Origin of the sequence: Domibacillus robiginosus (assembly GCF_000966195.1) — a bacterium.
GTDB classification, from domain to species: domain Bacteria; phylum Bacillota; class Bacilli; order Bacillales; family Domibacillaceae; genus Domibacillus; species Domibacillus robiginosus.
In genome coordinates, this window is the sequence record NZ_LAHL01000035.1 from 31,624 (window position 1) to 56,790 (window position 25,167).

Here is a 25,167-nt window from a genome sequence, read left to right on the forward strand (position 1 = left end):
ACGATCTACTCCTTTAATACAGCGTCAATGTAGATTTCCGGATGGATGAGTGCTTCGACTGCCTTCATCACATAAGGATAAACCGCTTCTGTTCCAACGCCGTATAAAACAGAAAGAACCACAAGGGCCGCAGCAGGAACAAACATAGAGAGTGTTTGTTTTTTTGCATAAACCTGCGGAAGCTTTGGTTTTTTCCAAAAAACATCCATAAACAAATTTACCATTGAATACAAAACTGCAAGACTCGATAGAAGCACAATAATTGCCCCGACGTATTCTCCTGCTTCAAAACCGGCTTGTACAATCAATAGTTTTCCAATAAAGCCAGACAGCGGCGGAATACCGGCAAGCGCGAATGAAGCTGTAAGAAAGGTCCAGCCAAGAGCTGGATATTGTCGGATCAGCCCGCCCATCTTATCCATCTTTGACGTACCTGTAATCCAGATCATGATGCCGCCCAGCATAAACAAAGCCGCTTTTATAATCATGTCATGTATTAAATAAAAGAGAGTACCCGCAATCGCGTCTTCAGTCATTAATGCAATTCCAAACAACAGAACACCAACCGCAATAATGATATTGTAAATAAGAATTTGTTTCACATCTTTATAAGCAAGAGCGCCAATGGAGCCTGCGACCATCGTTAAAAGCGCGAGAAGAGCTAGAATATCATGTGTAAATGCCTGATCATGATAGAAAAAGAGTGTGTAAGTCCGCAAAATAGCATAAACGCCTACCTTTGTCAGTAGGGCACCGAAAAGGGCTAAAACGGGTGCAGGCGGTGCCGCGTAAGAGCCTGGCAGCCAGAAATAAAGCGGAAAAATTCCTCCTTTTAAACCAAACACAACTAAAAAAAGAAGAGCCAGTACAGTTACGATGGGCTCGTCCCCAATGTCAGCAAGACGGACGGAAATATGTGCCATGTTTAAAGAACCTGTAACCGAGTATAAAAACCCAACAGCGATGACGAAAAGGGCTGAAGAAATGACATTCACCAAAATATACTTGATTGATTCCCGCAGCTGCACCCTTGTACCACCAATTACAATAAGCACATACGATGACATAAGCATAATTTCAAAAAAAACAAACAAGTTGAAAATATCTCCTGTTGTAAAAGAACCATTTACGCCGACCAGTAAAAATTGAACAATTGGATAGTAATAAAATGTTTCACGCCCGCTGCCAATCGAACGGAACGAATACAAAACAACGCAAAGCGTGATAAAAGACGACGTTAACACAAGCAGGATGCTCAGCATATCCGATACGAGCGTGATGCCAAATGGAGCAGGCCAGCTGCCCATATCAATCGTTTGGATGCCGTCCGTCTTCACTTTATTCAGAACAACAGCCGCCGATACGACAGTAGCCAAAGAAGCAGCAGCAGAAATCAGACGCTGAGCTTGTATGTGTTTAGGTAAAAACAATAGTAAAACGGCCGACACGAGAGGAATTAAAATAGGTAAAATGGGGGCATTAATCATCCGTTTCCATTCCTCTCATTTGCTCCATATTATCTGTACCCAGCTCCTGATACGCACGATAAGCAATAACAAGGAATACAGCCGTCACCCCAAAGCTGATAACAATGGCCGTTAAAATCAGTGCCTGGGGGATTGGGTCCGTATACAGGGAGGCATGCTCTCCAAGAACAGGTACCGCCCCGCCTTTGAGGCCGCCCATTGTTAACAGCATTAAATGGGTCCCATGACTGAGAAGCCCTGTGCCGATAATGATACGGAGCAGACTTTTTGAAAGCATTAAATAAACTGCGGCCGCAAATAGGAGGCCTGCAACAATACACATTAAAATTTCCATTATTCGCTCTCTCCAATCGTTTGAATAATGGTCATGGTTACACCGATGACAACAAGATACACGCCTAAATCAAACAGCATAGCTGTATGCAGCGAGGTTTTGCCGAAAAGCGGCAGCTGAAAATAATTGTAGGCATGGGTAAAGAATGGAACATTAAACAGTAGAGAACCGGCAGCTGTGCCGATTGAGAACAAAAGCCCGATGCCAATCAGCCATTTGAAATCAACCGGAAAGCCGCGCTGGACTGTTTTCATATCAAAAGCCAAAAGAAGCAGAACAAGCGCACCTGATGTCAGCAGACCGCCCACAAAACCGCCGCCTGGATAGTAATGACCGGCAAAAAACAAGTGAACTGCAAAAAAGATAATCATAAAAAAAACAACTTTGGCGACGGTTTGAAAAATCACATCATTGGTTTTCATTTGTTTCGCCGCCTTTCCCGATCCGAAGCTTGATTAACCCGTAAATGCCGAGTGCCGCTACAGAAAGCACAGTAATTTCAAACAGTGTATCAAAGCCGCGGAAGTCAACGAGAATCACATTGACCATATTTTCGCCGCCTGCTTTTTTATATGTGTTTTCGATATAATATTCATTGATTGAAGGAAAAAACTTTGAGCTATGTGCCGAAATACCAATCAATGTTACGATCACACCTACGCCAGCTGCAACAAGTGCATTACCTGCTTGAAAGCGGCGTTTTTCATTGTGGCGTGATAGTGCCGGCAAATGATAAAAGCAAAGAAGAAACAGCGCAGTTGAGACGGTTTCAATAACAAGCTGCGTAAGTGCCAGGTCAGGTGCACGGAAAACAACGAAAAACAGTGACACTGTATAGCCGACTGCACCGAGTGCGATAATGGATGTAAGGCGTGATTTAGCCAGTAAAATCGTAACAATGGAAATCGCAAGGACAACCACTAGGCCCGCTTCGTACAGGCCAATCGACGCAGCAGAGGAAGCATCATAATGAAAAGCGCCTTTTGCCCACATTGTAAAGCCGAGTAAGGCAATAAAAAACGTGAAAATATAAACGAGATAGCTGCGGATAAAGCCGGTCATATAAGCATTCGTAATCGCGTTTGATCCACGTTCTGCTGCGTACAGGCTGGCATTGTAAAACTGATTTAGAGTAACCTTTCCAGGCATGTAATCATATATTTTGATCCATTTTGGCATGAGTTTATACAGTAGAATGCCAATGACAATTACGCCAATGGTCATAAAGAGCTCAGGCTTAAAGCCGTGCCAAAAGGAAATGTGAACGTCGAGCTGACCGCCCGGCGGCAGAATAGCCGGTACAATGGCAGCGGCAGCTGGCTGAATCAAGCTGTAGGAAAGCAGATTCGGAAACAAGCCAAATACAACGACAAGCAGCGCTAAAATAATTGGTGAAACAAGCATGCCAATTGGTGCTTCGTGCGGTTTTTTCTCTAATTTTTCCGGCTGAAACCGACCCGTAAAGACCTTAAACACAATCATCATACTGTAAAGAAACGTAAATACACTGCCGATCCAGGCCATAACCGGGAAAAGAATCGCCCATGTATCCATCTGGAACAAATCCAGTTCCAGTAAATGAACCATAGAAGCAAAAAACATTTCCTTGCTTAAAAAACCGTTAAACGGCGGCAGACCAGCCATCGAAAAAGCACCGATGACAGAAAGCGTAAAGGTAACAGGCATCAAGCTCATTAACCCGCCAAGCTTGCGGATATCCCGCGTGCCTGTTTCATGGTCAATAATGCCGACCACCATAAATAAGCTTCCTTTAAATGTTGCATGGTTGATCAAGTGGAAAACAGCTGCGATAATTGCTGCCGTATATAAATGATCGTCAAGCGTTTCAACATGAAGTGATGCCGCTCCAACGCCGAGCAGCGACATAATTAATCCAAGCTGACTGACTGTTGAGAACGCTAAAATTCCTTTTAAATCGGTTTGTTTCACAGCATTAAAGGAAGCCCATGTCATAGTGAACAATCCAACAGCTCCAACAATCCAAAACCAATAGCCGGAAAGGGCAAAGATTGGACTGAAGCGGGCAACAAGGTAAATCCCCGCTTTTACCATCGTAGCCGAGTGCAGATAAGCACTAACCGGCGTCGGTGCTTCCATTGCATCTGGAAGCCAGATGTAAAACGGAAACTGTGCGGACTTTGTAAAAGCGCCGAGCAGAACAAGAACCATGGCTAAAAGGAAAAGTGGATCTTCATTCAATTCAAGTGCCTGTGCGGCCAGTTCACGAATGCTAAAGGTATCACCCATAAGCGATAAAACAAGAAAACCGCCAAGCATCATCAGTCCGCCGAATACGGTAATGAGCATAGACTTTAAAGCTCCATAACGTGAGCGTTCGCGGTCATACCAGTACGCAATCAGCAGGAAAGATGAAATAGACGTAAACTCCCAAAACATATACAGCGTAATGACGTTATCGGACAAGACCACCCCGAGCATAGCACCCATAAACATAAGCAAATACACATAAAAGTGACCTAGCTTCTCTTTTGTTTTTGATAAATAAAAAACAGAATATAGCACAACGAGTGCACCAATCCCGGTAATTAAAAGAGCAAACAGGAGACTTAACCCATCTATGTATGCTGTAAAGTTAATATCGAGTGATGGAATCCATGCGACCGTTTGTGTAATAGAACTGTTCATTCTCGTGACAGGAAGATACTGTAGAAAGACCGCGAATAAAACGATCGGCAGGATCAGTACAAACCAGCCTGTATGTATCACAGATGCTCTCTTATGAATAAATGGAACAAACAGGGTCATTAAAAACGGAGCGAGAATGGCCCAGTGAAGCAAAGACAAATAAAATCCCTCCCCATATTTTATGTATAATGCAAATTATAACGTAAAAAAAATAATCGTGCATAGGCGAAAACAAGGATCGAAAGAAAAGTCGATATCTCGTTATAAATATGAAGAGTAACGGTGTTTTAAACGAAAAAAAATAAAAAATTCGACAAAGGAACTATGCGGATTTTGACAGAAATTGTGGACTTTTTCCAAAAAAAAGATCGGAAATCACTTGTCAGAACAATCAACCTCTTGCATAATGAACAGTGACTGATTGTGACAGGGGAGAATTATGTTGATGAAAAACTCGTATTTAACCGGCTATATGCCGCTCTTATCCATTCTATTATTCAGCTTATCCCTTTCAATGTTTGGACAAGCCTTCATTGTAGAGATACTGAAACAAGCAAACTTGTATAACACCATGCTCGACATTTTTACAAAAACAGAAGTGAATCTCGTTGTAATCGGCGGTTTAATGGTCGTATTTACGATGATTTTTGCGACATTAAAGCTGCTGGCAAACACAGCAAACGAATTGGCACTGCTTTTTTTCTCGAAAGATGCAGAGGGAGAACTATTGAAAAAAACCCGTTTTGGGGCTGTGATTTTTTTTCTGGGCGGACTTGTTTCATTGGTCAGCTTTTCTTCAGCGGTCGGAACGATCATTATTTTTCTCGTAACGGCGGTTGCCTACGTGGTGTATTTCGTCTATAAACTGAGCCCGCATATTACAACTCCGCAGATGATTGGGATAATCGTGTTTGAAGCGGTTTTCTGGATTTTCTTTGGTTTATTGCTTGCTCTTATTTTCATGAAGGTATATAACGGCTTACTGGCTGGTCTGCCACTTTAAAAAAACGGGCTTCGTTTCGAAACGAAGCCCGTTTTTTTATGCAAACAGTGCCGCAATAGCCTGCTTATTTGGTTTAACAATTCCTTTTTCTGTAATGATGCCGGTAATCAAATCTGCTGGTGCGACATCGAACGCGGGATTGAACACTGAAATGCCTTCCGGTGCCACACGCATTCCGTTTACCTCCGTAATTTCAGCTGGATCACGTTCTTCAATCGGTATAGCATCACCGTTTGGTGTATCAAGATCAAAAGTAGATAGTGGAGCAGCGATATAAAACGGAATATCAAATGACTTCGCCAAAACAGCCAGGCCAAATGTGCCGATTTTATTAGCTGAGTCTCCGTTTGCGGCCACACGGTCTGCGCCTGTGATGACAGCTGAAATATTTTTCGTCTTCATCGTGTGTGCTGCCATGCTGTCTGTAATCAGCGTAACATCCACGCCAGCCTGCATCAGCTCCCAGGTTGTCAGGCGGGCCCCCTGGAAAACAGGACGTGTTTCGCAGGCAAAAACAGACAAGTTGATTCCATGCTCTTTTGAAAGAAAGAATGGAGCAAGTGCTGTCCCGTATTTTGCTGTTGCAATAGATCCTGCATTGCAGATTGTCATCACACGGTTACCATCTTTGAAAAGTGGAAGAGCATGTTCACCAATCGAACGGCATACATCTTCGTCCTCTTTTTGAATAACGAGGGCTTCGGTAAGCACATTTTCCCGAAGCGCAGCGGCTGTCGCAGATCCGGCAACCACTTCGTTCATTCGATTCAGGGCCCAAAATAAATTAACGGCCGTCGGACGCGATTGTGACAGATAGCCGCTGTCGATTAATACCTGCTCCTTTAATTTATCAATGTTATCAGATGGATGACGGAGTGCCGACAATGCGACGCCAAAAGCGGCTGCAATTCCAATAGCTGGCGCTCCGCGGACAGCAAGAGACTTGATTGCGTCAAACACAGCCGGAACCGTTTCTAACGTTAAATATTCCGTTACATGCGGTAGTTTTCGCTGGTCAAGCAGCTGAATCGAATTATTCTCCCAGAAGACGGATTGTGGAATATTCATCGAATGGCCTCCTTTACAGATGCAACTAACTGATCGGCAGATGAATACGAAGCCCGCTCTTTAACAAAATGAGCACCAAGAGAGAGGGAGTATCGTTTAGCCTGTAGACGTTTTTGATCATCAGCGATGCCATCCAGGTCTTTTACATGGGCAAGTCCAATGGTCCGGCGAATCATTTCAAGACCCATAAAGCCGACAGCCTGCTCGAAGATATCCGCCAGCAGCCAGTCCAAATAGCCCTCTGTCTGCGCGAATGCTTCTGTATTTTGCTCGTTCCAAAGCCGGCTGAATTCATGGGTAAACACATCCCAGACAGTCACAATATGCTCGTAAAGCGGCTCGCGCCGACCCTCTTCACGGGATAAACTATTCATAAACAAATTGGCTGTAAAATGAGCAATGTCAAATCCAAATGGTCCGTAGAAAGCAAATTCTGGATCGATCACTTTTGTTTCAGCAGCGCTTGCAAAAATGCTGCCTGTATGAAGGTCTCCGTGCAAAAGGGTATCACCTGATGTTAAAAACAAACGCTTCAGCTGGGCAGCATGAAGCTTCAGCTCACTGTCCTGCCAGAGTTTTTCTACATCAGGCCGCAAGCTCTCTTCAAAGTCATTTGTTTCCGCATCAAAAAATGGATCGGTGAATACAAGGCCTTCTGTAATATCGCACAGTTCAGGATTGTTAAATGTATGCTGCAGCTTCTTTTTTTCCTGCGGCCCCATTGCAAAATCCGAGGTTCCGTAAAGCGTCCGGGCAATAAATTCGCCGGTATGGCGCGCAATCAGCGGATAGTCTTCTCCATCAATCAGGCCTGTCCGGGCAATGGTTAAATGAGACAAATCTTCCATGACTGTAATCGCTAAATCTTTATCAGAATAGTAGACTTTAGGGGTATAGGCAGGCGCAAATGTACCTTGCAGACGTAGAGCGCGGTTTTCAATATCTGCCCGCTCAAGTGTCAGCGGCCAGCTTTCGCCTACTACTTTGGCATATGGCAGGGCTTGTTTAACAATAAGATTTTTTTCTGTTCCTTTTATATGAAACACGTAATTTAAATTGCCATCGCCAATTTCATTGGCTGAAACGGTATCTGTCTCCGCCAGCAAACCAAGCTTTTTCACGAGGGCAACCGCAGAATCTATCGTTAGGGGTTCATATGAAGACATGGTCATTCCTCCAAACATATTTACAATTTGTTGAATAATATATATATTTATGACTGAAATTGCAAGAAAATTTTAAGTAGGTGAACGAATGAAGCAATTTACTCAATCAAAGCTGCTGTCGGGTCTGCCGGACCAATTTTTTGCGGCACTCACAAAAAAAGCTGCTGCATATGTCAGCGCAGGACATGACGTTATTAATTTAGGACAGGGTAATCCAGACCAGCCGACACCGGAGCATATTGTGGCTTCTTTAAAACAAGCAGCCGACCGGCCGGACTTTCATAAATATCCGCCGTTTCAAGGACAGGACTTTTTAAAAGAAGCTGCTGCCAGCTTTTATAAGCGGGAGTATGATGTAGAACTGGACCCTAAAACAGAAATCGCCATTTTATTTGGCGGAAAAGCAGGGCTTGTTGAATTGCCCATGTGTTTGATGAATCCAGATGAATATATGCTTGTGCCGGACCCCGGCTATCCGGATTATTGGTCTGGTGCAGCGCTGGCCGGTGTTCAAATGGACTATATGCCTCTTGTAGAAGAAAATCTTTTTTTACCGAATTACGGAGAAATTGGCAAAGCACGGCTAGAGCGGGCTAAAATGCTTTTGCTTAACTACCCGAATAACCCGACTGGTGCACAGGCAACCCGGGCATTTTTCGATGAAACAGTTGCCCTTGCGCACGAGCATGATATTTGTGTCGTACATGACTTTGCTTATGGCGGAATCGGATTTGATGGACAGAAGCCGCCCAGCTTTCTGCAGTCACAGGGCGCGAAAGAAGTTGGGGTGGAGCTTTACACGCTTTCTAAAACGTACAATATGGCCGGCTGGCGGGTTGCATTTTTGGCAGGAAATGCAAGTGTCATTTCTGCTGTGAATTTACTGCAGGATCATATGTACGTCAGTCTTTTTAGTGCCGTTCAGCAGGCTGCTGCCACTGCGCTTTCGGGACCGCAGGACTGCGTGCGGGAATTGTCGGATCGTTATGAAGGGCGCCGTAACACATTAGTTGCTGCCTGCCGGTCCATCGGATGGGATGTCACGGCTCCGGCCGGTTCATTTTTCGCGTGGCTTCCAGTTCCAAAGCCGTACACATCTGTTCAATTTTCTGACTTGCTTCTTGAGCAGGCGCATGTTGTGACAGCACCGGGTATTGGATTTGGTGCTCATGGGGAAGGTTATGTACGTGTTGGGCTTTTGACGGAGGAAGCACGGCTTCAGGAAGCCATTGACCGAATTGGGCAGCTTGGGCTATTTTCTTCCCATGAAGAATGAGGGCGCTTCATTGACAAATTAACTGAAAAATGACACAATCCTAGTAAACTAGTAGGCATTTAGAATGGAGCAAAGCTATGAACGAAGTGATCGCAACGTACCGCCTGTTTGATCAAAAAGGCGCTTTTGAAAAAAAAGCAGAAGGAATCGCACTTGGTTTAACGATTGGTTCGTGGACCGATCTGCCGCTTCTGGAACAGGAGCAGCTAAAGCAGCATAAAGGGCGTGTTCTATCCGTTCAGGAAACAGAAGAAGAAACGGTTTACGGACGGGGAGCAGAAGTGAAGATTGCGTACCCAGCTGCAAACTTTAGCGCGGATTTGCCGGCAATTCTTGTGACGGTATTTGGCAAGCTGTCTCTTGATGGTGCAGTTCGTCTGGTGGATTTGTTTTTTTCCGAAGACCTCGCCCGCCGTTTTCCAGGGCCAAAGTTTGGTGTAGAAGGAATCCGTGAACAGACTGGCGCTTATGAGCGTCCGCTTCTTATGAGTATTTTTAAAGGCGTCATAGGCCGTAATATGGCGTATATGGAAGAGCAGTTAAAAGCGCAGATCGCTGGCGGCATTGATATTGTCAAGGATGATGAAATTTTATTTGATAATCCATTGACGCCGTTTGAAGAGCGGGTAAAGCTTGGGAAACGGGTGATCGAAGAGAGCGGCCGAAAAGCCATTTATGCGGTTAATTTGTCTGGCCGCACAGGTGAATTAAAGGAAAAAGCGTATCGGGGTATTGAGCTTGGTGCTTCGGCGTTTTTGTTTAATGTGTTTGCATACGGCTTGGATGTACTCCAGGAGCTGGCAGAGGATCCGAATATCAACGTGCCAATTATGGCGCATCCTGCTGTTTCAGGTGCATTCACATCGGCGCCGTATCACGGTTTTTCAACAGAGCTGATGCTTGGCAAGCTTGTGCGGATGGCGGGAGCTGACTTTACACTGTTTCCATCTCCGTATGGCTCGGTGGCGCTTGATCGGCCGTCTGCGCTTAAAACAGCAGAAATGGCCCTCCAAACCAGTGTGCATAAACCAACGTTTCCAGTTCCATCTGCAGGGATTCATCCGGGGCTTGTACCGGTTCTGTACGAGGACTTTGGCAAAGAGTCCATTATCAATGCAGGAGGCGGCGTACACGGGCATCCGAATGGTGCAGAAGGCGGAGGCCGCGCATTCCGTCAGGCGATTGACGCTGTTGTAGCCGGCCAGACGCTTGAGCAGGCGGCACAGGAAAATGAGGAGCTGCGTGCAGCACTCGATTTATGGGGGAGCAAATAACATGCAAAACCCGGTTATTATTTGTGATTTTGATGGCACGATTACAAAGAATGATAATATTATTGCCATTATGAAGCAGTTTGCTCCGCCAGAATGGGTGGCGCTTAAAGATGGCGTTCTTTCTCAAAAAATCTCTATAAAAGAAGGCGTGGGCCGAATGTTTTCGCTGCTTCCGTCTTCTCAAAAGGATGAGATTACTCAATTTATTCTTGAAGATGCGAAAATTCGAGAAGGATTTGCGGAGTTTGTCGCGTATACAAAAGAAGCAGGCATTCCGCTTTATATAGTCAGTGGCGGCATGGATTTTTTTGTCAAGCCGATTCTGGCTGGTCTCGTGCCGGATGATCATATTTACTGCAACGCAGCGGATTTTTCCAGCAATCATATTCATATCAACTGGCCGCATGCGTGCGACGATAATTGTACAAATGAGTGTGGATGCTGCAAGCCGTCCATTGTCCGCCGGATTGCGCCGGATCAAGAAATGATTGTGATTGGGGATTCAGTGACGGATCTTGAGGCAGCAAAGCTTGCCGATTTTGTTATTGCCCGGGATCTGCTGCTGCAAAAAAGCGAGGAGCTTGGTCTTTCTCACAAGCCATTTGAAACGTTTTGGGATGTTATCGACCATGTGAAAGAGGTAGTGTAATGAATGCATTGCAATTAAGGTGGAATGATTTAGCGGATGTTAAAAGAGAACTGGCTGCCCGTGACTGGTTTCCCGGTACAAGCGGAAATCTCTCGATTAAAGTAGACGACGAGACTTTTTTGGTTACAGCTAGCGGTAAAGACAAGCGCAAGGAAACGAATGAAGACTTTTTGCTTGTGGACTTTCAGGGCAAAGCCATTGAAGGATTTGACGGCAAGCCGTCTGCCGAGACGCTGCTGCACGTTGAAGTATACGGAAAAACAGCTGCCGGCTGCAGTCTGCATGTGCACACAGTAGATAACAATGTTGTTTCCGAGCTGTACGGTGAAGCAGGAGAGGTGACATTCAGCGGCCAGGAGATTATTAAAGCATTTGGTATTTGGGAAGAGAATGCGTCCATTACAATACCCATTATCCCGAACTATGCGGATATTCCAACACTTGCGAAAGAGTTTGGCCGTTATGTTACACAGGATGCTGGTGCTGTTTTAATTCGCAATCATGGAATTACGGTGTGGGGCCGTGATGCATTTGAAGCGAAAAAGTTTTTAGAAGCCTATGAATTTTTATTTTCATGGCATATCAAATTACAGATGTTGAAAGGAAGATAAAAAATGGCAGTGATTCAACTCCAGGAAACAGGCGAACGTATTACCGATAAAAATGCAATTGATGCGTTTCTAGCGGCACAGGAAGTTATTTATGAAAATTGGGATATTACGAAACTTCCAAATAACCTTCGCGAAAACTATGCTCTGTCAGAAGAAGACAAGCAGCAGGTGCTTGATGTGTTCAGTGAGGAAATCCGTGACATTTCAGAACGCCGCGGCTACCAGGCGCACGACGTCATTTCTCTGTCTGACAGCACACCGAATCTAGATGAGCTTTTAACAAACTTTCAAAAAATCCACATTCATACAGACGACGAAGTTCGCTTTATTGTCAGCGGACACGGTATTTTTGCCATCCAGGCAAAAGACGGCCAGTTTTTCAATGTTGAACTGGAGCCGGGCGATTTGATTTCCGTACCGGTCAACACGCGACATTACTTTACACTAATGGAAGACCGCAAAGTAGTAGCTGTCCGGATTTTTGTAACAAAAGAAGGCTGGGTGCCGATTTACGACGAAGCAAACGAATAATAAAAAGACAAAACGCACATCCATTTGGATGTGCGTTTTGTGTATTATCTCATAATGCGTCTCCAGATCAGCTGGTGCGGCGCATAGGATTCCATGTAACGAATGTTATCCCATTTATTCTCGTATTTATCCTTCCCGGTCCAAACAGCTGCTGTATAGCCTTCCGTTAAACCAACAAACCAGAGGTCACGATAGCTGTTCGTTGTCCCTGTCTTTCCGCCAATATAAGATGTGGCAAAGTTTGCTTTTTTCCCGGTACCGTTTTTCACTACATTGGTCAGCAAAGCCCGCATTTTGTACGAGGTCGCTGTTGACCAAACACGGACCGGCTTTTCGTCCCATGCATACAGCGTATTGCCGTTAAAATCTGTTATCCGTTTGATAGCGTGGGGCTTCGTATAGGTCCCATCTACAAAGGAAGAATAGGCACTGGCCATTTCCAGCGTCGTCATACCATATTCAAAGCCGCCAAGTGAGGTGGCAGGAGCTACATGATCTGTTTCTGTTACCTTTTCAAATTCAAATTTATCCAGGTAGCTGTAAGCACGCTCCATGCCTGTTTTGGTTAAAAGGCGCAGTGCTGCTGTATTATGCGACTTGGCCAATGCTTCCTTCAAGGTTACCATCCCGTATTCTCTTTTACTGTAATTGGATGGACAATAGCCCTGGTAGCAATACTTGTCGGCAGATACCATTTCATTTACGCTGGCGCCGTACGTATCAATATACGGAGCGTAATCAAGCAAAGGCTTAATAGTTGAACCTGGCTGGCGGTATCCCTGGAAAGCGCGGTTGAAATCTGTTTTTTCAAAGTCTTTCCCGCCGGACATGGCGACGATGTCATGCGACTGATTGCCGATTACAGCTGCAGATGATTGAACGGATGAACCGGCCAGTACATTATTTACCGCATTCACTGCTTTGGTTTGAATATCTGGATCAAGCGCTGTATGGATAATAACACCAGACGCCAGCACTTCTGCCACACGGTTGCTCAGCTTTTCCTCAATGGCATTACGAGCATCGCCTTCTGCATTCAAAAGCTGCTGGTCAAACCCTTCTGATTCCGAAATTAAATCTCTGAATTCATGCATCACATATGTTGAATAGTCAGGATATTCATCAAGACGTTTCCGTACATTTAATGTGATTTTTTCATTTTTGATTTGTTCCGCTTCTTCCGGTGTAATAAATTCTTCCCGTGCCATAATATCAATCAGCCGTTCTTGACGCTTTTTCGTATTTTCAAAGTGTCGAATCGGGTCATAAAGGGACGGATTGTTTGGAATGGAGGCGATAAACGCCATTTGTGCTTTTGATAGCTTGTCCACTGGCTTTTGGAAGTAATACTGAGCAGCTGCTTCAACGCCGTACGTGTTGTTGTTAAAATAAATAACGTTTAAATACAAATCTAGTATTTGTTCTTTATCTAGTTTTTTTTCAATCTGGTACGAATACAGCACTTCGGCAATTTTCCGGGCGAGCGTCCGGTCCTGTGTCAAGTAGATATTGCGGGCTACCTGCTGTGTAATGGTGCTTGCGCCCTGCTCAATTTCATCTGATTGGGCGTTTACAAGAAACGCGCGAATAACGGCTGCAGCGTCAATACCAGAGTGCTCATAAAAATGTTTGTCTTCTGACTGAAGAAACAGTTCTTTTAAAAAAGAAGGGATTTTGTCATCGGACACAACGATCCGGTTGGGCTGATGCAGTTCAACATACGTATTACCATCTGCGTCTTTTATCTTGCTTGCCTGAGGCAAATCTACTTCATTAATGACTATTTTTTCTTCTACGTAATCATCAAAATTTTTCACTTTTCCCGCTTCTGCATCCGCATAATAAAACGTTAAAACAGAGAGAGGAATAAGCAAAATGATGAGTACATATCCTAAAACCGTTCTCATTCACTAACCGCCTTTTCCGAGGTTTAAACGTGCATATGTACCATAATAAAGGAAATAAGTTTGGAAATAAAGGGCTCTTCTTCACAAAAGTGGGCTATTCGAATGAAACTTTGTACATCAATTCGTATTCTTTTTTCACAGATTGAAGTGATTCAAGACTGCAGGCAGAAAAAGCATTTTGCCGTTCTTTTAATCTCGCTTCAAGCTTGTGAACAGCGGCAATAAGAGATTCATTATAGTCTGCCAGAGCTTCTTCGTATGGGTGAACAGCAGATTCTGGAATATTCGCCTGCTCGTAGTGCGCCAATGCTTTGCGCTCATGAAAAAACGGTACTTCCGCTTCGTTCGGGTTATGCAGATCGCCCTGGGCAGGGTGACGCAAAACAGATAGTATTTTCACTGTATAAGTACCGGGCCGTATGCCTGTAATTGTTCCGATATACTTACCGGATTTATAGTGGGCTGTGACTAAATCGCCAATATTCATATTTTCCCCTCCTTAATGGCTTATTGTATCAATTTTCCTGTACGAATGGAAATAACAATATTGCACAGTTGGATTTAGGGAGGTGTCCTGCTATAATAAACGGGAACAACGAATGGGGGCAGAGCGTGTGTGTCTACTTTTTTCTATCGGCTTCGGTAATTTTTTATATTTTCCAGAAGACAAAAGCGAGTACATTCCAGCAGCCATTTCAATGAGTGTGTTTGTGCTGATGGCCATCGGCGCGTTTCTTCTAATCAAACGTGTTTCAAAAAAAGAAGAAGAAAAAACAAAGCATTTAGAAGAACAAATCCAAAAAGCCAATAAGACGCCGAAAAACTAAGGCTCATAAATAAATGAAAGAAGACATTCCGCTGCAGGCGGGAGAGGTTCGCGAATTCCCTCTATAAAAAACTAAGAAAAAAACCGTCATCTGCCGGTTTTTTTCTCGTGTCTTCGCGTTCCTTTTCTTTCGAATAGGAAAGAAGGAAACCAATATGTTGAAAAACGAAAAAGCCGTTGTAGTGTTCAGCGGCGGACAGGACAGTACTACATGCTTGTTCTGGGCTAAACAAACATTTAAAGATGTCATTGCTGTAACATTTAATTATGGTCAGCGGCACGATGCTGAAATCGAAGTGGCTAAAGAAATTGCCAGTGATTTACGTGTGCCGCATCATGTGCTTGATATGGGACTGTTAAACCAGCTGGCGCCGAGTGCACTGACTCGTTCTGATATTGATATTGAGGTAAAAGAAGGAGAGCTGCCGTCTACATTTGTGGAAGGGCGTAATCTTTTATTTCTATCGTTCGCGGCTATTTTGGGCAAGCAGGCGGGGGCTCGCCATATTGTTACAGGTGTGTGTGAAACAGATTTTAGCGGCTATCCGGATTGCCGTGATTCTTTTGTAAAGTCACTGAATGTCACCCTTAATTTGTCGATGGACCATGACTTTGTGATCCATACTCCGCTTATGTGGCTGGATAAAAAAGAAACATGGAAGCTTGCTGATGAGCTGGGTGCTTTTGAATATGTGCGGGAACGCACGCTTACATGCTACAACGGTGTAAAGGGATCTGGATGCGGAGAATGCCCGGCATGTCATTTGCGTCAAAATGGCCTTGACCAGTACCTCAAAGAAAAGGGAGGCGGCGTGCAATGATGCAGCAAATTTATCCGGCGCCAGCGCACGATTTCCGCTATGAATTAAATAAGGATTTTCATTTTGCGGCTGCACACTATGTCCCTCACGATGACGCGGGAGCCTGCCGGAATATACATGGACATACGTATTTTGTAAATATTACGGTTGCCGGTGACCAGTTGAACGATTCCGGCTTTCTAGTGAATTTTCAGCTGATCAAGTCACTTGTGCATAAACGTTTTGATCATACTCTTTTAAATGAAGATGGGCTTTTTTCTGAAGATATTTCAGAACGTTTTCCTACAACGGAAGTGGTAGCCCGCACAATTTGGGAAGTGATCCAAAATGAATTGGATGAAACGCCAAACAAACCGAAATGTCTGCAGGTGTTCGTGCGTGAGACACCAACAAGCTATGTGGTGTTCCGTCCGAAAAAAGGTGATTTTGTATGATCCCGGTATTAGAAATTTTTGGTCCGACTGTTCAAGGTGAAGGAGCGGTCATTGGCCGCAAAACGATGTTTGTTCGAACGGCTGGCTGTGATTACCGATGCTCCTGGTGCGATTCTGCTTTTACGTGGGATGGGAGTGCAAAGGACGAAATTCGCAAAATGACACCCGAAGCAATCTGGGAAGAGCTTTGCGAAGCCGGTGGAAATACATTTGATCATGTGACTATTTCAGGAGGAAACCCGGCGCTTTTGCCCCATATTGATGGGCTGCTTGAACTGTTTAAAGAAAAAGGTATCACTTCCGCCCTTGAAACGCAGGGAACAAAATATCAGCCCTGGTTCAAAGACATTGACGAACTGACGATTTCGCCAAAGCCGCCGAGCTCGGGCATGGAGACTGACTTTGATAAACTGGCTCATATCATAAGACAGACAGCCGGTCAGTCCGTCAGCTTAAAAGTGGTTGTTTTTAATGAAGAAGATTTAGATTATGCAAAGGGTGTACACAAGCGGTTTCCAACTGTGCCGTTTTATCTGCAGGTAGGCAATGACCGGCTTGACGAAAAGGATGACAGCCGCCTGCTGTCCTATTTAGCCGGGCGATACGAATGGCTGATTCATCTTGTCATGCCGGATCCTGATTTTAAGCGGGTACGTGTGCTTCCGCAGCTTCATACATTTGTGTGGGGAAACAAAAAAGGTGTATAAAAAGCCAAGCCGGATGCCGGCTTGGCTTTTTCAATTAAAGAGATTCTACCGCTCTTTTCATTCGTTCCATTGTTTCAGCAACAGCCGAGCGTGGACAGGCGACATTAATGCGCATAAACCCTTCTCCACCCGGACCGTATTTCGCACCATTTCCAAGCGCAACACCATGTTCGAGGAAAAGGTCAAGCAGCTCTTTGTCTGAAAGGCCAAGCTTGCGACAGTCTACCCAAACGAGATAGCTTCCTTCCGGCTTCATCACAGACAGTGCAGGGATATGCTCATCTGTAAACTCTTTTACAAGCTGTATATTTTCATGAATGTAGTCTAACACTTCCTCCAGCCAGTCGTGGCCGTATCGGTAAGCGGCTTCCATGCCGGCTATCCCCATTTGATTCAGCGTGAACTGGCCTTGTCTGGCAAACAGTGTTTGGAGCTTTGTGCGAATCGCTTTGTCCGGTACGATAAGAGCAGAAGCCTGCAGCCCGGCTAAATTAAATGTTTTACTGGGTGCCACAAGTGTAATGGTGAAATCAGCATATGACGCTGACAATGACGAAACCGGGACGTGTTTATGCGGGGCGCGTGTTAAGTCACTATGAATTTCATCTGACACTAAAATAACACCATGTTTTTCGCAAAGCGATGCTGTTTGCGCCAGCTCTTCCGCTGTCCAGACCCGGCCTCCTGGATTATGTGGGGAGCAGAGCACCATCATTTTTGCTTGCTTCTCCACCATCTTGTTCTCAAGGTCTACAAAATCCATTCGGTAATGCCCGTCTTGAAGAAGCAACTCATTGTATACAAGCGTACGGCCGTTTCGTTCAATCATATCAAAGAAAGGATTGTAAACAGGCGGTTGTACAATAACAGCGTCCCCTGGTTCTGTCAGCGCTTCTACAGCTGCACCAATAGACGGAACAACGCCATGATTAAATAGCAGCCATTCCTTTTTAATGGCCCATTCATGCCGGTGTTTCATCCAGTTAACGATAGCTTCCCGTGTGGAATCGGGCACAGCTGTATAACCGTACACGCCATGATCCGCTGATTGCTTAATCGCGTCGATCACCACATCAGGCGCCTTGAAATCCATATCTGCCACCCACATCGGCAAAACGTCCTCACGGCCAAATACTGCTTTTAATCCATCCCATTTCACCGCATTGGTTCCGCGGCGCTCAATGACTTCATCAAATCTTGACATGCCTTTCACTCTCCTTGACAATAAACATACATTAAGTTGGAAGGTGATACAAATGAATGAAACTGCTCAATTGAATTTCGCGCTTGCAGATGTATTGCAGACGTTCGATCCTTATAAAGCGGGTGAAGGATTTTACGACACAGAAATGGCAGATACGATTTATGCGGTTCACGAGGAGGATGATGCTGAAAAGCTGGCAGCTAAAATCCGCCGCATTTATGAGCACTCCTTCGATGCAGCGATGCCGGGAGGGGACCCTATTCAGCTTGCAAAAACGCTGCTTTCTATTAAACATAATCATTCCTGCTCTTTGTGAAAAAAAACAAATATATTCGTGTATTTTAGTTAATTAAACAAACCGTTTCTCTTTTTTGCTATAATGAGCCATGTAGCTTTTGATATCGTTGAGGAGGATTTGTAATGAAGCTGAATGAAAAAGAAGTGGAAATCCTGGAAATTCTGCAAAAAGACGCACGTTTTGAGGCGGCTGATATTGCTAAAATGATCGGTACGTCAGAAACAGAAGTCGCGGAGACGATTCGCCGCCTGGAGGAAGAAAAAGTGATTGTCCACTACGCCACACTCGTTGACTGGGCAAAAATGGACAATTTCACAGGTGTAACAGCGATGATCGACGTGAAAGTCACACCGAAGCGAGGTGTCGGTTTTGACGAAGTGGCAGAACGGATTTACCGCTTTAAAGAAGTCAGCTCGGTTTACTTGATGTCTGGTGTATACGATTTGTCGGTCACGGTAGAAGGAAGATCAATGAACGAGATTGCCCGCTTTGTTTCCGAAAAATTATCTACACTTGACTCTGTTGTTTCAACTACTACTCATTTTCAATTAAAAAAATATAAGCATGACGGCATGATTTATGCATCGAAGCGTGAAGACAACCGAATCGTGGTGTCGCCATAATGACACTAACGAAAAAAAGTTACGTTGCACAGTCTGTGGAAAAAATGCGCCCGTCCGGCATACGTAAATTTTTTGACCTGGCCGCGACAATGGAAGGTGTCGTTTCTCTTGGTGTCGGGGAGCCAGATTTTGTTACAACATGGTCTGTACGGGAAGCGGCTATCAATTCGTTAGAGCGAGGCTTTACCTCTTACACCGCTAATGCAGGGCTGCTGGAGCTTCGGACAGAAATTGCCTGCTACATGTCAGAACGCTTTGGAGTAAAGTACTCTCCAAAAGAAGAAGTGATTGTAACAGTCGGGGCCAGTCAGGCACTTGATATTGCGATGCGTGCTATTATTGATCCTGGTGATGAAATTATTGTAGTAGAACCATGTTTTGTATCCTACGCTCCACTTGTTGAACTGGCAGGCGGCTCTGCCGTCACGATCGGTACAACGGGAAAAACGGGATTTAAACTGCAGCCGGAACAGCTGGAAGCGGCGATTACATCGAAAACAAAAGCGGTACTGCTTTGTTATCCCAATAATCCAACTGGCACACAGCTGGATCGAGAGGATTTGGAGTCTATCGCAGAGATTGTCAAAAAACACGATTTGCTTGTAATTGCCGATGAAATATATGCGGAGCTGGCGTATGATCAGCCGCATACCTCTATCGCCTCACTTGATGGAATGCGGGAGCGGACCATTTTAATTAATGGTTTTTCTAAAGGCTTTGCGATGACCGGCTGGCGTCTCGGCTTTACGTGCGCCCCGGAAGACATTTCACGCGCTATGCTGAAAATCCACCAATATGCGATGATGTGTGCGTCAACACCTGCACAGTATGCGGCTATTGAAGCCTTACAGCATGGGATGGCAGATGTTGAAAGCATGAAAAAAGATTACCGGCAGCGCCGCAATTACATGGTGCAGTCATTTAAGGAAATTGGTTTAGATTGTCATTTACCAGGAGGCGCCTTTTATGTGTTTCCTTCTATTCAGTCAACAGGCTTAACATCCGAGCAATTCGCGGAAAAATTGCTGCTTGAAGAAAAAGTGGCTGTTGTGCCGGGCTCTGTGTTTGGTGAAGGTGGCGAAGGATATATTCGCTGCTCATACGCTTCTTCGATGAACCAGCTTCAGGAAGCAATCAAACGAATCGGTCGTTTTTTAGATAAGCAGAAAAGAAGTGCCATGTAACCGGCACTTCTTTTTTTTGTCAAAAAGCCGGTCATTAATGTTACGTCAAGCAAAAGTGTGTTATAATATCGCGACGCATAAAACAAGAAACCAATTAAAAACTGGAGAGATTTGATGGAACCAAAATTTGAACCGGGACAAATTGTGACCGGTAAAATTACCGGTATTCAGCCATACGGCGCTTTTGTCGCGCTCGATCATGGCCGCCAGGGACTCGTTCACATTTCGGAAATTACACATGGATTTGTTCGCGATGTCCATGATTATTTGACGGTGGGCGATGAAATTACAGTGAAAGTGCTATCGGTAAATGAAGATGAAAGCAAGATCAGCTTATCAATCCGGGCAACGGATGAAGGAGGCCGGAACCACCGGCGCGGTATTCGCATTGATGACGATGGAGACGGTTTTCATCCGCTGCAGGACAAGCTGCAGGAATGGATTGAGCAGTCTATGAAAGAAGAACGAAAAAAAGGGTGACGGATTGCTTGCGAATGATCGTTGCACCGGCGTACAATGAAAATGAAAACGGAAGCAAAAATCACTGATGAAAAAATGAGAATAAAAGAGGCGAAGGTACATGGCTGAGAACTTAAACTTATTCACATCAACTCAGAATGTCATTAAAGAAGCGCTGACAAAACTCGGTTATACGGATGAAATGTACGAACTGTTGAAAGAGCCGCTCCGAATGATGACGGTGCGCATTCCGGTAAAAATGGATGATGGATCAGTTAAAATTTTCACCGGCTACCGGGCACAGCATAATGACGCACCCGGCCCTACAAAAGGCGGCGTCCGCTTTCACCCTGAAGTAAATGAAGAAGAAGTGAAAGCGCTATCGATGTGGATGACGCTAAAAGCTGGAATTGTAGACCTTCCATATGGTGGTGGAAAAGGCGGCGTAGTATGTGATCCGCGTCAATTGTCTATGCGCGAGATCGAAAATATCAGCCGTGGCTATGTTCGGGCTATCAGCCAGATTGTGGGCCCTACAAAAGACATTCCGGCTCCGGATGTTTACACAAATTCTCAAATTATGGCCTGGATGATGGATGAATACAGCCGTATTCGTGAATTTGATTCACCTGGATTTATTACTGGAAAGCCGCTTGCCCTTGGAGGCTCACATGGGCGTGAAAAAGCGACTGCTCAAGGTGTAACGATTTGTATTCACGAAGCGGCCAAAAAACGGAATATTGATATCAAAGGCGCTCGTGTAATTGTACAGGGGTTTGGGAATGCAGGAAGCTTTCTGGCGAAATTTGTGCATGATGCCGGGGCGAAAGTGGTTGGTATTTCGGATGCGTACGGCGGGCTTTATGACCCGGATGGGCTTGACATTGATTATTTACTGGACCGTCGCGACAGCTTTGGGACCATTACGACGCTATTTGAAAACACGATTACTAATCAGCAGCTGTTAGAAATGGATTGTGATATTTTAGTGCCGGCAGCAATTTCCAATCAAATTACTGCTGAAAATGCTCATAATATTAAGGCGTCCATTGTTGTAGAAGCAGCAAATGGACCGACTACATTTGAGGCAACGAAAATATTATCAGAACGCGGCATCCTGCTTGTTCCGGATGTATTAGCAAGCTCCGGCGGTGTAACCGTATCCTACTTTGAGTGGGTGCAAAACAATCAGGGCTATTATTGGACAGAGGAAGAAGTAAACAAAAAACTGCATGACAACTTAATAAAAGCATTTAATAATATTTACGAAGTTGCCCAAACACGCGGTGTCAATATGCGTCTTGCGGCCTATATGGTCGGTGTGCGCCGTGCGGCAGAGGCTTCCAAGTTTAGAGGATGGGTTTAAACCGGCTGATAATCAGCCGGTTTTTTTGTGTGCCGAGGTCAATCAGTTGAAAAGCAAACAGTTTCTTTCGCATAATGAAAAAGAAAAGGAGCTGAAAATGATGAATCAATTTGTTTATTGGAACCCGGTAAAGTGGATTTTCGGCAAAGAAACGGTGACACAATTACGGGACAATGTCGCCTCGTTTGGCGAAAACATTCTTCTTGTTTATGGGGGAGGCAGCATTAAAAAAAGCGGTCTGTATGATGAAGTCATTGAGCAGCTGCAAGGCTTTAATATTACAGAGCTTTCAGGTGTAGAGCCGAATCCTCGTCTTTCCACAGTCAAGCGCGGTGCGGAATTGTGCCGGGCCAATGATGTTTCTTTTATTTTAGCAGTGGGCGGAGGCAGTGTGATTGACTGCACCAAAGCGATTGCCGCTGCCGCAAAATTTGATGGAGACCCATGGGATTTTATTACACGAAAAGCAGCTGTAGAAGACGCGCTGCCGTTTGGAACGATTTTAACTCATGCGGCAACAGCTTCCGAAATGAATTCAGGATCCGTTATTACAAATTGGGATACAAATGAAAAGCTCGGCTGGGGAAGCCCGCATACCTTCCCGAAATTTTCAATTTGTGATCCGAAATGGACGCTGACTGTACCGCGCGATCAAACGGTCTATGGCATTGTAGATATGATGTCACATATGTTGGAGCAATACTTTCATAACGCGGAACAGACGGACGTTCAGGACCGTTTGATTGAAGGAACAATGAAAACGCTGGTAGAAAAAGCTCCTGCGCTTATGAATAACCTACAGGACGAAAAGCTGCGTGAAACAGTGATGTTTGCCGGAACACTTGGGCTGAATGGCATGCTGCAAATGGGATACCGCGGCGACTGGGCAACGCATAATATTGAGCATGCAGTATCAGCTGTGTACGATATACCACATGGCGGCGGTCTTGCGATTCTTTTCCCCAATTGGATGAAGCATAACATTGATGTGAAGCCGGAACGCTTCAAGCAACTGGCAGTACGTGTATTTGATGTGGAACCGGAAGGAAAATCAGACCGTGAAATAGGCCTGGAAGGCATCGAAGCACTGCGTGCGTTCTGGACATCGATCGAAGCGCCATCCCGTTTGTCTGACTATGATATTGACGACAGCCGACTGGAAGAAATGGCGGAAAAAACATTATTTAATGGGCCGTTTGGGAATTTTGCCAAATTGGATCGGGAAGACGTGGTTGCAATCTTGCATGCATCACTGTAGCCGGGCGGAGTTAAGCCCGGTTTTTTCTTGTTTTTTTTCTTGCGAAACGGCGTACAGTCGTATACAGTTAAGTGGAAAAATACTGTTTAGATGGAGGGTTATAAAGCATGACGCACATTAAGTTTGATTACTCAAATGCACTGCCGTTCTTTGGTGAACATGAAATTGATTATTTAAAGGATGCTGTAAAAGTAGCGCATCATTCTTTGCATGAAAAAACAGGACAAGGCAGTGATTACCTTGGATGGATCGATCTTCCAGTTGATTACGATAAAGAAGAATTTGCACGCATCCAAAAATCTGCCGAAAAAATTCGCCAGGACTCTGACATTTTAGTAGTTATCGGTATCGGCGGCTCTTATCTTGGTGCCCGCGCAGCCATTGATATGCTGAATCACAGCTTTTATAATGTGCTTTCCTCTGAAAAGCGCAATGGTCCGCAAGTATTTTTTGCAGGAAACAACATTAGTTCTACATACATGAGTGACCTTATTGAAGTGCTTGAAGGAAAAAACTGGTCCATTAACGTTATTTCCAAATCTGGTACGACAACAGAGCCGGCACTTGCATTTCGCTTGTTCCGCGACCTTCTTGAAAAGCAATACGGAAAAGAAGAAGCAAAGAGCCGTATTTACGCAACAACAGACAAAGCACGTGGCGCACTAAAAACCGTTGCGGATGAAGAAGGGTACGAGACATTCGTTATTCCGGATGATGTTGGCGGACGTTATTCTGTTCTTACAGCAGTAGGTCTTCTGCCAATTGCAGCTGCTGGGGCAGATATTGAAGCGATGATGCAGGGAGCGCGCGATGCACGTGAAGCGTATAGCTCATCTGAACTAGAAGAAAATGAAGCGTATCAGTACGCAGCAGTCCGTAATGTTTTATATAATAAAGGAAAAACGATTGAAATGTTGATCAACTATGAGCCGGGGCTCCAATATTTTTCTGAGTGGTGGAAGCAGCTGTTCGGTGAAAGTGAAGGAAAAGATTTTAAAGGAATTTATCCGTCATCTGCCAACTTCTCGACAGACCTTCATTCATTAGGCCAGTATGTGCAGGAAGGACGGCGCGACTTGTTCGAAACAGTTATTCGCGTTGAAAATCCACGTAAGTCCTTAACAATTGAAAAAGCGGAAAATGATTTGGACGGGCTAAATTACCTTGCGGGTGAAACCGTTGATTTCGTTAACAACAAAGCCTTTGAAGGAACGCTTCTTGCCCATACTGATGGCGGTGTTCCGAACTTAACAGTATCAATTCCAGCAATGGATGCCTACACATTCGGCTACACAGCTTATTTCTTCGAAAAAGCATGCGCAATCAGCGGATACCTTCTTGGAGTAAATCCATTTGATCAGCCGGGCGTAGAAGCATATAAAGTAAATATGTTTGCGCTTCTGGGTAAGCCGGGATTCGAAGAAAAGAAAGCTGAGCTTGAAAAACGACTTCGTGGGGAATAATCCCCCGAAGTTTTTTTGAAAAAATCTTGCATAAAATAAAAAAACAAGTATAATTTAACATAGACGCTACAAGATACATACTTTCATCATGGGGGCTTAGCTCAGCTGGGAGAGCGCTTGCATGGCATGCAAGAGGTCGTCGGTTCGATCCCGATAGTCTCCATACTTGTAAAATGAAAAGCTGTTCCAATTGGAATAGCTTTTTTCTTTTTTTACATAATAAAAAAGGGCATACTTGCATGCTCTTTAGTGTATAGACAAAGTCTTTCTCTTTCAAAAAAAGAGCCGATAAGTGAAGACGGCCTGACTTCGCGCAGCCTAAGGCAGTGCGGGAGCTCCCTCGGCTGCGCCTGCGGGGTCTCCCGACTCACTGTACTTCTAGCCGGAGTCTTCGTTCGGCCGGCTTCACTAAGCGGTGTTGAAGATCAATGAGCCAAGAATTTGTATAGACATTTTCTCCTTTTAAAAAGAAAAAGTATCAACTTATTCGCTTTATACACTTTTGGTGCAAGGCACTTTGGCGGCGCCGGGTCAGCGCAGACTCCTATGGG

At 44.7% G+C, this 25,167-nt stretch carries 25 protein-coding genes, 1 tRNA gene, 1 pseudogene and 1 riboswitch; of the genes and pseudogenes, 18 read left to right on the top strand and 9 right to left on the bottom strand.

From position 1 onward, the window contains the following. Window positions 1-5: 5 nt before the first annotated feature. Genes VP97_RS16035 through VP97_RS16050 form a run of 4 tightly spaced genes read right to left on the bottom strand, consistent with a single transcriptional unit; the run spans window position 6 to window position 4,647 of the window. Window positions 6-1,487, bottom strand: a complete 1,482-nt coding sequence (locus tag VP97_RS16035) for a Na+/H+ antiporter subunit D (RefSeq protein ID WP_050182990.1) — start codon at window positions 1,485-1,487, stop codon at window positions 6-8. Further along, entirely contained in the window at window positions 1,480-1,821 is a 342-nt protein-coding gene (locus VP97_RS16040) for a Na(+)/H(+) antiporter subunit C (RefSeq protein ID WP_050182992.1), read from the bottom strand. The genes VP97_RS16035 and VP97_RS16040 overlap by 8 nt, the downstream gene beginning before the upstream one ends. After that, window positions 1,821-2,243 carry a Na(+)/H(+) antiporter subunit B gene (locus VP97_RS16045; RefSeq protein WP_050182994.1) on the bottom strand — a complete coding sequence of 141 codons (423 nt, stop codon included), beginning with the start codon at window positions 2,241-2,243 and terminating at the stop codon, window positions 1,821-1,823. The genes VP97_RS16040 and VP97_RS16045 overlap by 1 nt, the downstream gene beginning before the upstream one ends. Next, the gene (locus tag VP97_RS16050; RefSeq protein WP_050182996.1) at window positions 2,230-4,647 is read right to left on the bottom strand and encodes a Na+/H+ antiporter subunit A; all 2,418 of its coding nucleotides are present in this window, start codon (window positions 4,645-4,647) and stop codon (window positions 2,230-2,232) included. The genes VP97_RS16045 and VP97_RS16050 overlap by 14 nt, the downstream gene beginning before the upstream one ends. 286 nt (window positions 4,648-4,933) lie before the next feature. Between VP97_RS16050 and VP97_RS16055 the strand changes: the two genes are divergently transcribed. Continuing rightward, the gene (locus VP97_RS16055; RefSeq protein WP_050183054.1) at window positions 4,934-5,491 is read left to right on the top strand and encodes a DUF5366 family protein; all 558 of its coding nucleotides are present in this window, start codon (window positions 4,934-4,936) and stop codon (window positions 5,489-5,491) included. Window positions 5,492-5,527: 36 nt separating this feature from the next. Here VP97_RS16055 and mtnA read toward each other — a convergent pair whose 3' ends face one another. Together mtnA and mtnK are read right to left on the bottom strand one after the other, a co-directional pair. Next, window positions 5,528-6,559: an S-methyl-5-thioribose-1-phosphate isomerase gene (mtnA, locus tag VP97_RS16060; RefSeq protein WP_050182998.1), complete on the bottom strand. Its 1,032-nt coding sequence runs from the start codon at window positions 6,557-6,559 to the stop codon at window positions 5,528-5,530. Further along, complete coding sequence (mtnK, locus tag VP97_RS16065; RefSeq protein WP_425388481.1) at window positions 6,556-7,725, bottom strand: S-methyl-5-thioribose kinase; 1,170 nt, start codon at window positions 7,723-7,725, stop codon at window positions 6,556-6,558. The genes mtnA and mtnK overlap by 4 nt, the downstream gene beginning before the upstream one ends. A gap of 88 nt (window positions 7,726-7,813) precedes the next feature. Between mtnK and VP97_RS16070 the strand changes: the two genes are divergently transcribed. The 5 genes and pseudogenes from VP97_RS16070 (at window position 7,814) to VP97_RS16090 (ending at window position 12,066) form a co-directional block, all read left to right on the top strand. Further along, a complete protein-coding gene (locus VP97_RS16070; protein WP_050183002.1) occupies window positions 7,814-9,001 on the top strand; it encodes a pyridoxal phosphate-dependent aminotransferase in 1,188 nt (395 codons plus the stop codon). A gap of 68 nt (window positions 9,002-9,069) precedes the next feature. After that, a pseudogene (locus tag VP97_RS16075) lies at window positions 9,070-10,275 on the top strand (2,3-diketo-5-methylthiopentyl-1-phosphate enolase); the annotation flags it as partial. 1 nt (window position 10,276) lies between these two features. Further along, window positions 10,277-10,924, top strand: coding sequence for a 2-hydroxy-3-keto-5-methylthiopentenyl-1-phosphate phosphatase (locus tag VP97_RS16080; protein WP_050183007.1), 648 nt, complete (start codon window positions 10,277-10,279; stop codon window positions 10,922-10,924). Next, window positions 10,924-11,535 (top strand): methylthioribulose 1-phosphate dehydratase, encoded by a 612-nt coding sequence (locus VP97_RS16085; RefSeq protein ID WP_050183009.1) that lies wholly within the window; start codon window positions 10,924-10,926, stop codon window positions 11,533-11,535. The genes VP97_RS16080 and VP97_RS16085 overlap by 1 nt, the downstream gene beginning before the upstream one ends. A 3-nt stretch (window positions 11,536-11,538) precedes the next feature. Beyond that, window positions 11,539-12,066 (top strand): 1,2-dihydroxy-3-keto-5-methylthiopentene dioxygenase, encoded by a 528-nt coding sequence (locus VP97_RS16090; protein ID WP_050183010.1) that lies wholly within the window; start codon window positions 11,539-11,541, stop codon window positions 12,064-12,066. A 44-nt stretch (window positions 12,067-12,110) separates the two neighbouring features. Here the strand turns inward: VP97_RS16090 and VP97_RS16095 are convergent, their stop codons facing one another. Together VP97_RS16095 and kapB are read right to left on the bottom strand one after the other, a co-directional pair. Beyond that, on the bottom strand, window positions 12,111-13,973 hold the full coding sequence (locus VP97_RS16095) for a transglycosylase domain-containing protein (RefSeq protein WP_050183011.1): 1,863 nt from the start codon (window positions 13,971-13,973) through the stop codon (window positions 12,111-12,113). Window positions 13,974-14,067: 94 nt separating this feature from the next. Continuing rightward, the gene (gene kapB, locus VP97_RS16100) at window positions 14,068-14,460 is read right to left on the bottom strand and encodes a kinase-associated lipoprotein KapB (RefSeq protein ID WP_050183013.1); all 393 of its coding nucleotides are present in this window, start codon (window positions 14,458-14,460) and stop codon (window positions 14,068-14,070) included. Between the two features lie 112 nt (window positions 14,461-14,572). Here kapB and VP97_RS16105 point away from each other — a divergent pair, with 112 nt between their 5' ends. The 4 genes from VP97_RS16105 (at window position 14,573) to queE (ending at window position 16,761) form a co-directional block, all read left to right on the top strand. After that, window positions 14,573-14,800, top strand: coding sequence for a hypothetical protein (locus VP97_RS16105; RefSeq protein WP_050183016.1), 228 nt, complete (start codon window positions 14,573-14,575; stop codon window positions 14,798-14,800). Between the two features lie 37 nt (window positions 14,801-14,837). Further along, window positions 14,838-14,881: riboswitch (PreQ1 riboswitch) on the top strand. A 76-nt stretch (window positions 14,882-14,957) separates the two neighbouring features. Beyond that, a complete protein-coding gene (gene queC / locus VP97_RS16110) occupies window positions 14,958-15,620 on the top strand; it encodes a 7-cyano-7-deazaguanine synthase QueC (protein ID WP_050183055.1) in 663 nt (220 codons plus the stop codon). Beyond that, window positions 15,617-16,054: a 6-carboxytetrahydropterin synthase QueD gene (queD, locus tag VP97_RS16115; protein ID WP_050183019.1), complete on the top strand. Its 438-nt coding sequence runs from the start codon at window positions 15,617-15,619 to the stop codon at window positions 16,052-16,054. Before queC ends, queD begins: the two co-directional genes overlap by 4 nt. Continuing rightward, window positions 16,051-16,761: a 7-carboxy-7-deazaguanine synthase QueE gene (gene queE / locus VP97_RS16120; RefSeq protein ID WP_050183021.1), complete on the top strand. Its 711-nt coding sequence runs from the start codon at window positions 16,051-16,053 to the stop codon at window positions 16,759-16,761. The genes queD and queE overlap by 4 nt, the downstream gene beginning before the upstream one ends. Before the next feature lie 34 nt (window positions 16,762-16,795). On the opposite strand, the gene VP97_RS16125 is transcribed toward queE, so the two are convergent. Continuing rightward, window positions 16,796-17,965, bottom strand: coding sequence for a MalY/PatB family protein (locus tag VP97_RS16125; RefSeq protein WP_050183023.1), 1,170 nt, complete (start codon window positions 17,963-17,965; stop codon window positions 16,796-16,798). A 52-nt stretch (window positions 17,966-18,017) separates the two neighbouring features. On the opposite strand from VP97_RS16125, the gene VP97_RS16130 reads away from it, so the two are divergent. The 8 genes from VP97_RS16130 (at window position 18,018) to VP97_RS16165 (ending at window position 24,779) form a co-directional block, all read left to right on the top strand. Further along, entirely contained in the window at window positions 18,018-18,281 is a 264-nt protein-coding gene (locus VP97_RS16130) for a DUF1871 family protein (protein WP_050183025.1), read from the top strand. Between the two features lie 104 nt (window positions 18,282-18,385). Continuing rightward, the gene (locus VP97_RS16135; RefSeq protein ID WP_050183028.1) at window positions 18,386-18,886 is read left to right on the top strand and encodes an Lrp/AsnC family transcriptional regulator; all 501 of its coding nucleotides are present in this window, start codon (window positions 18,386-18,388) and stop codon (window positions 18,884-18,886) included. Next, complete coding sequence (locus VP97_RS16140; RefSeq protein ID WP_050183032.1) at window positions 18,886-20,070, top strand: aminotransferase; 1,185 nt, start codon at window positions 18,886-18,888, stop codon at window positions 20,068-20,070. The genes VP97_RS16135 and VP97_RS16140 overlap by 1 nt, the downstream gene beginning before the upstream one ends. A gap of 114 nt (window positions 20,071-20,184) precedes the next feature. Then, window positions 20,185-20,550 (top strand): S1 domain-containing post-transcriptional regulator GSP13, encoded by a 366-nt coding sequence (yugI, locus tag VP97_RS16145; RefSeq protein ID WP_050183036.1) that lies wholly within the window; start codon window positions 20,185-20,187, stop codon window positions 20,548-20,550. Window positions 20,551-20,650: 100 nt separating this feature from the next. Further along, the gene (locus VP97_RS16150) at window positions 20,651-21,895 is read left to right on the top strand and encodes a Glu/Leu/Phe/Val family dehydrogenase (protein WP_050183040.1); all 1,245 of its coding nucleotides are present in this window, start codon (window positions 20,651-20,653) and stop codon (window positions 21,893-21,895) included. Between the two features lie 100 nt (window positions 21,896-21,995). Next, on the top strand, window positions 21,996-23,153 hold the full coding sequence (locus VP97_RS16155) for an iron-containing alcohol dehydrogenase (RefSeq protein ID WP_050183056.1): 1,158 nt from the start codon (window positions 21,996-21,998) through the stop codon (window positions 23,151-23,153). A gap of 107 nt (window positions 23,154-23,260) precedes the next feature. Then, window positions 23,261-24,616, top strand: coding sequence for a glucose-6-phosphate isomerase (locus tag VP97_RS16160; RefSeq protein ID WP_050183044.1), 1,356 nt, complete (start codon window positions 23,261-23,263; stop codon window positions 24,614-24,616). 90 nt (window positions 24,617-24,706) lie between these two features. Then, a tRNA-Ala gene (locus tag VP97_RS16165) sits at window positions 24,707-24,779 on the top strand. The last annotated feature ends 388 nt before the right edge of the window (window positions 24,780-25,167 follow it).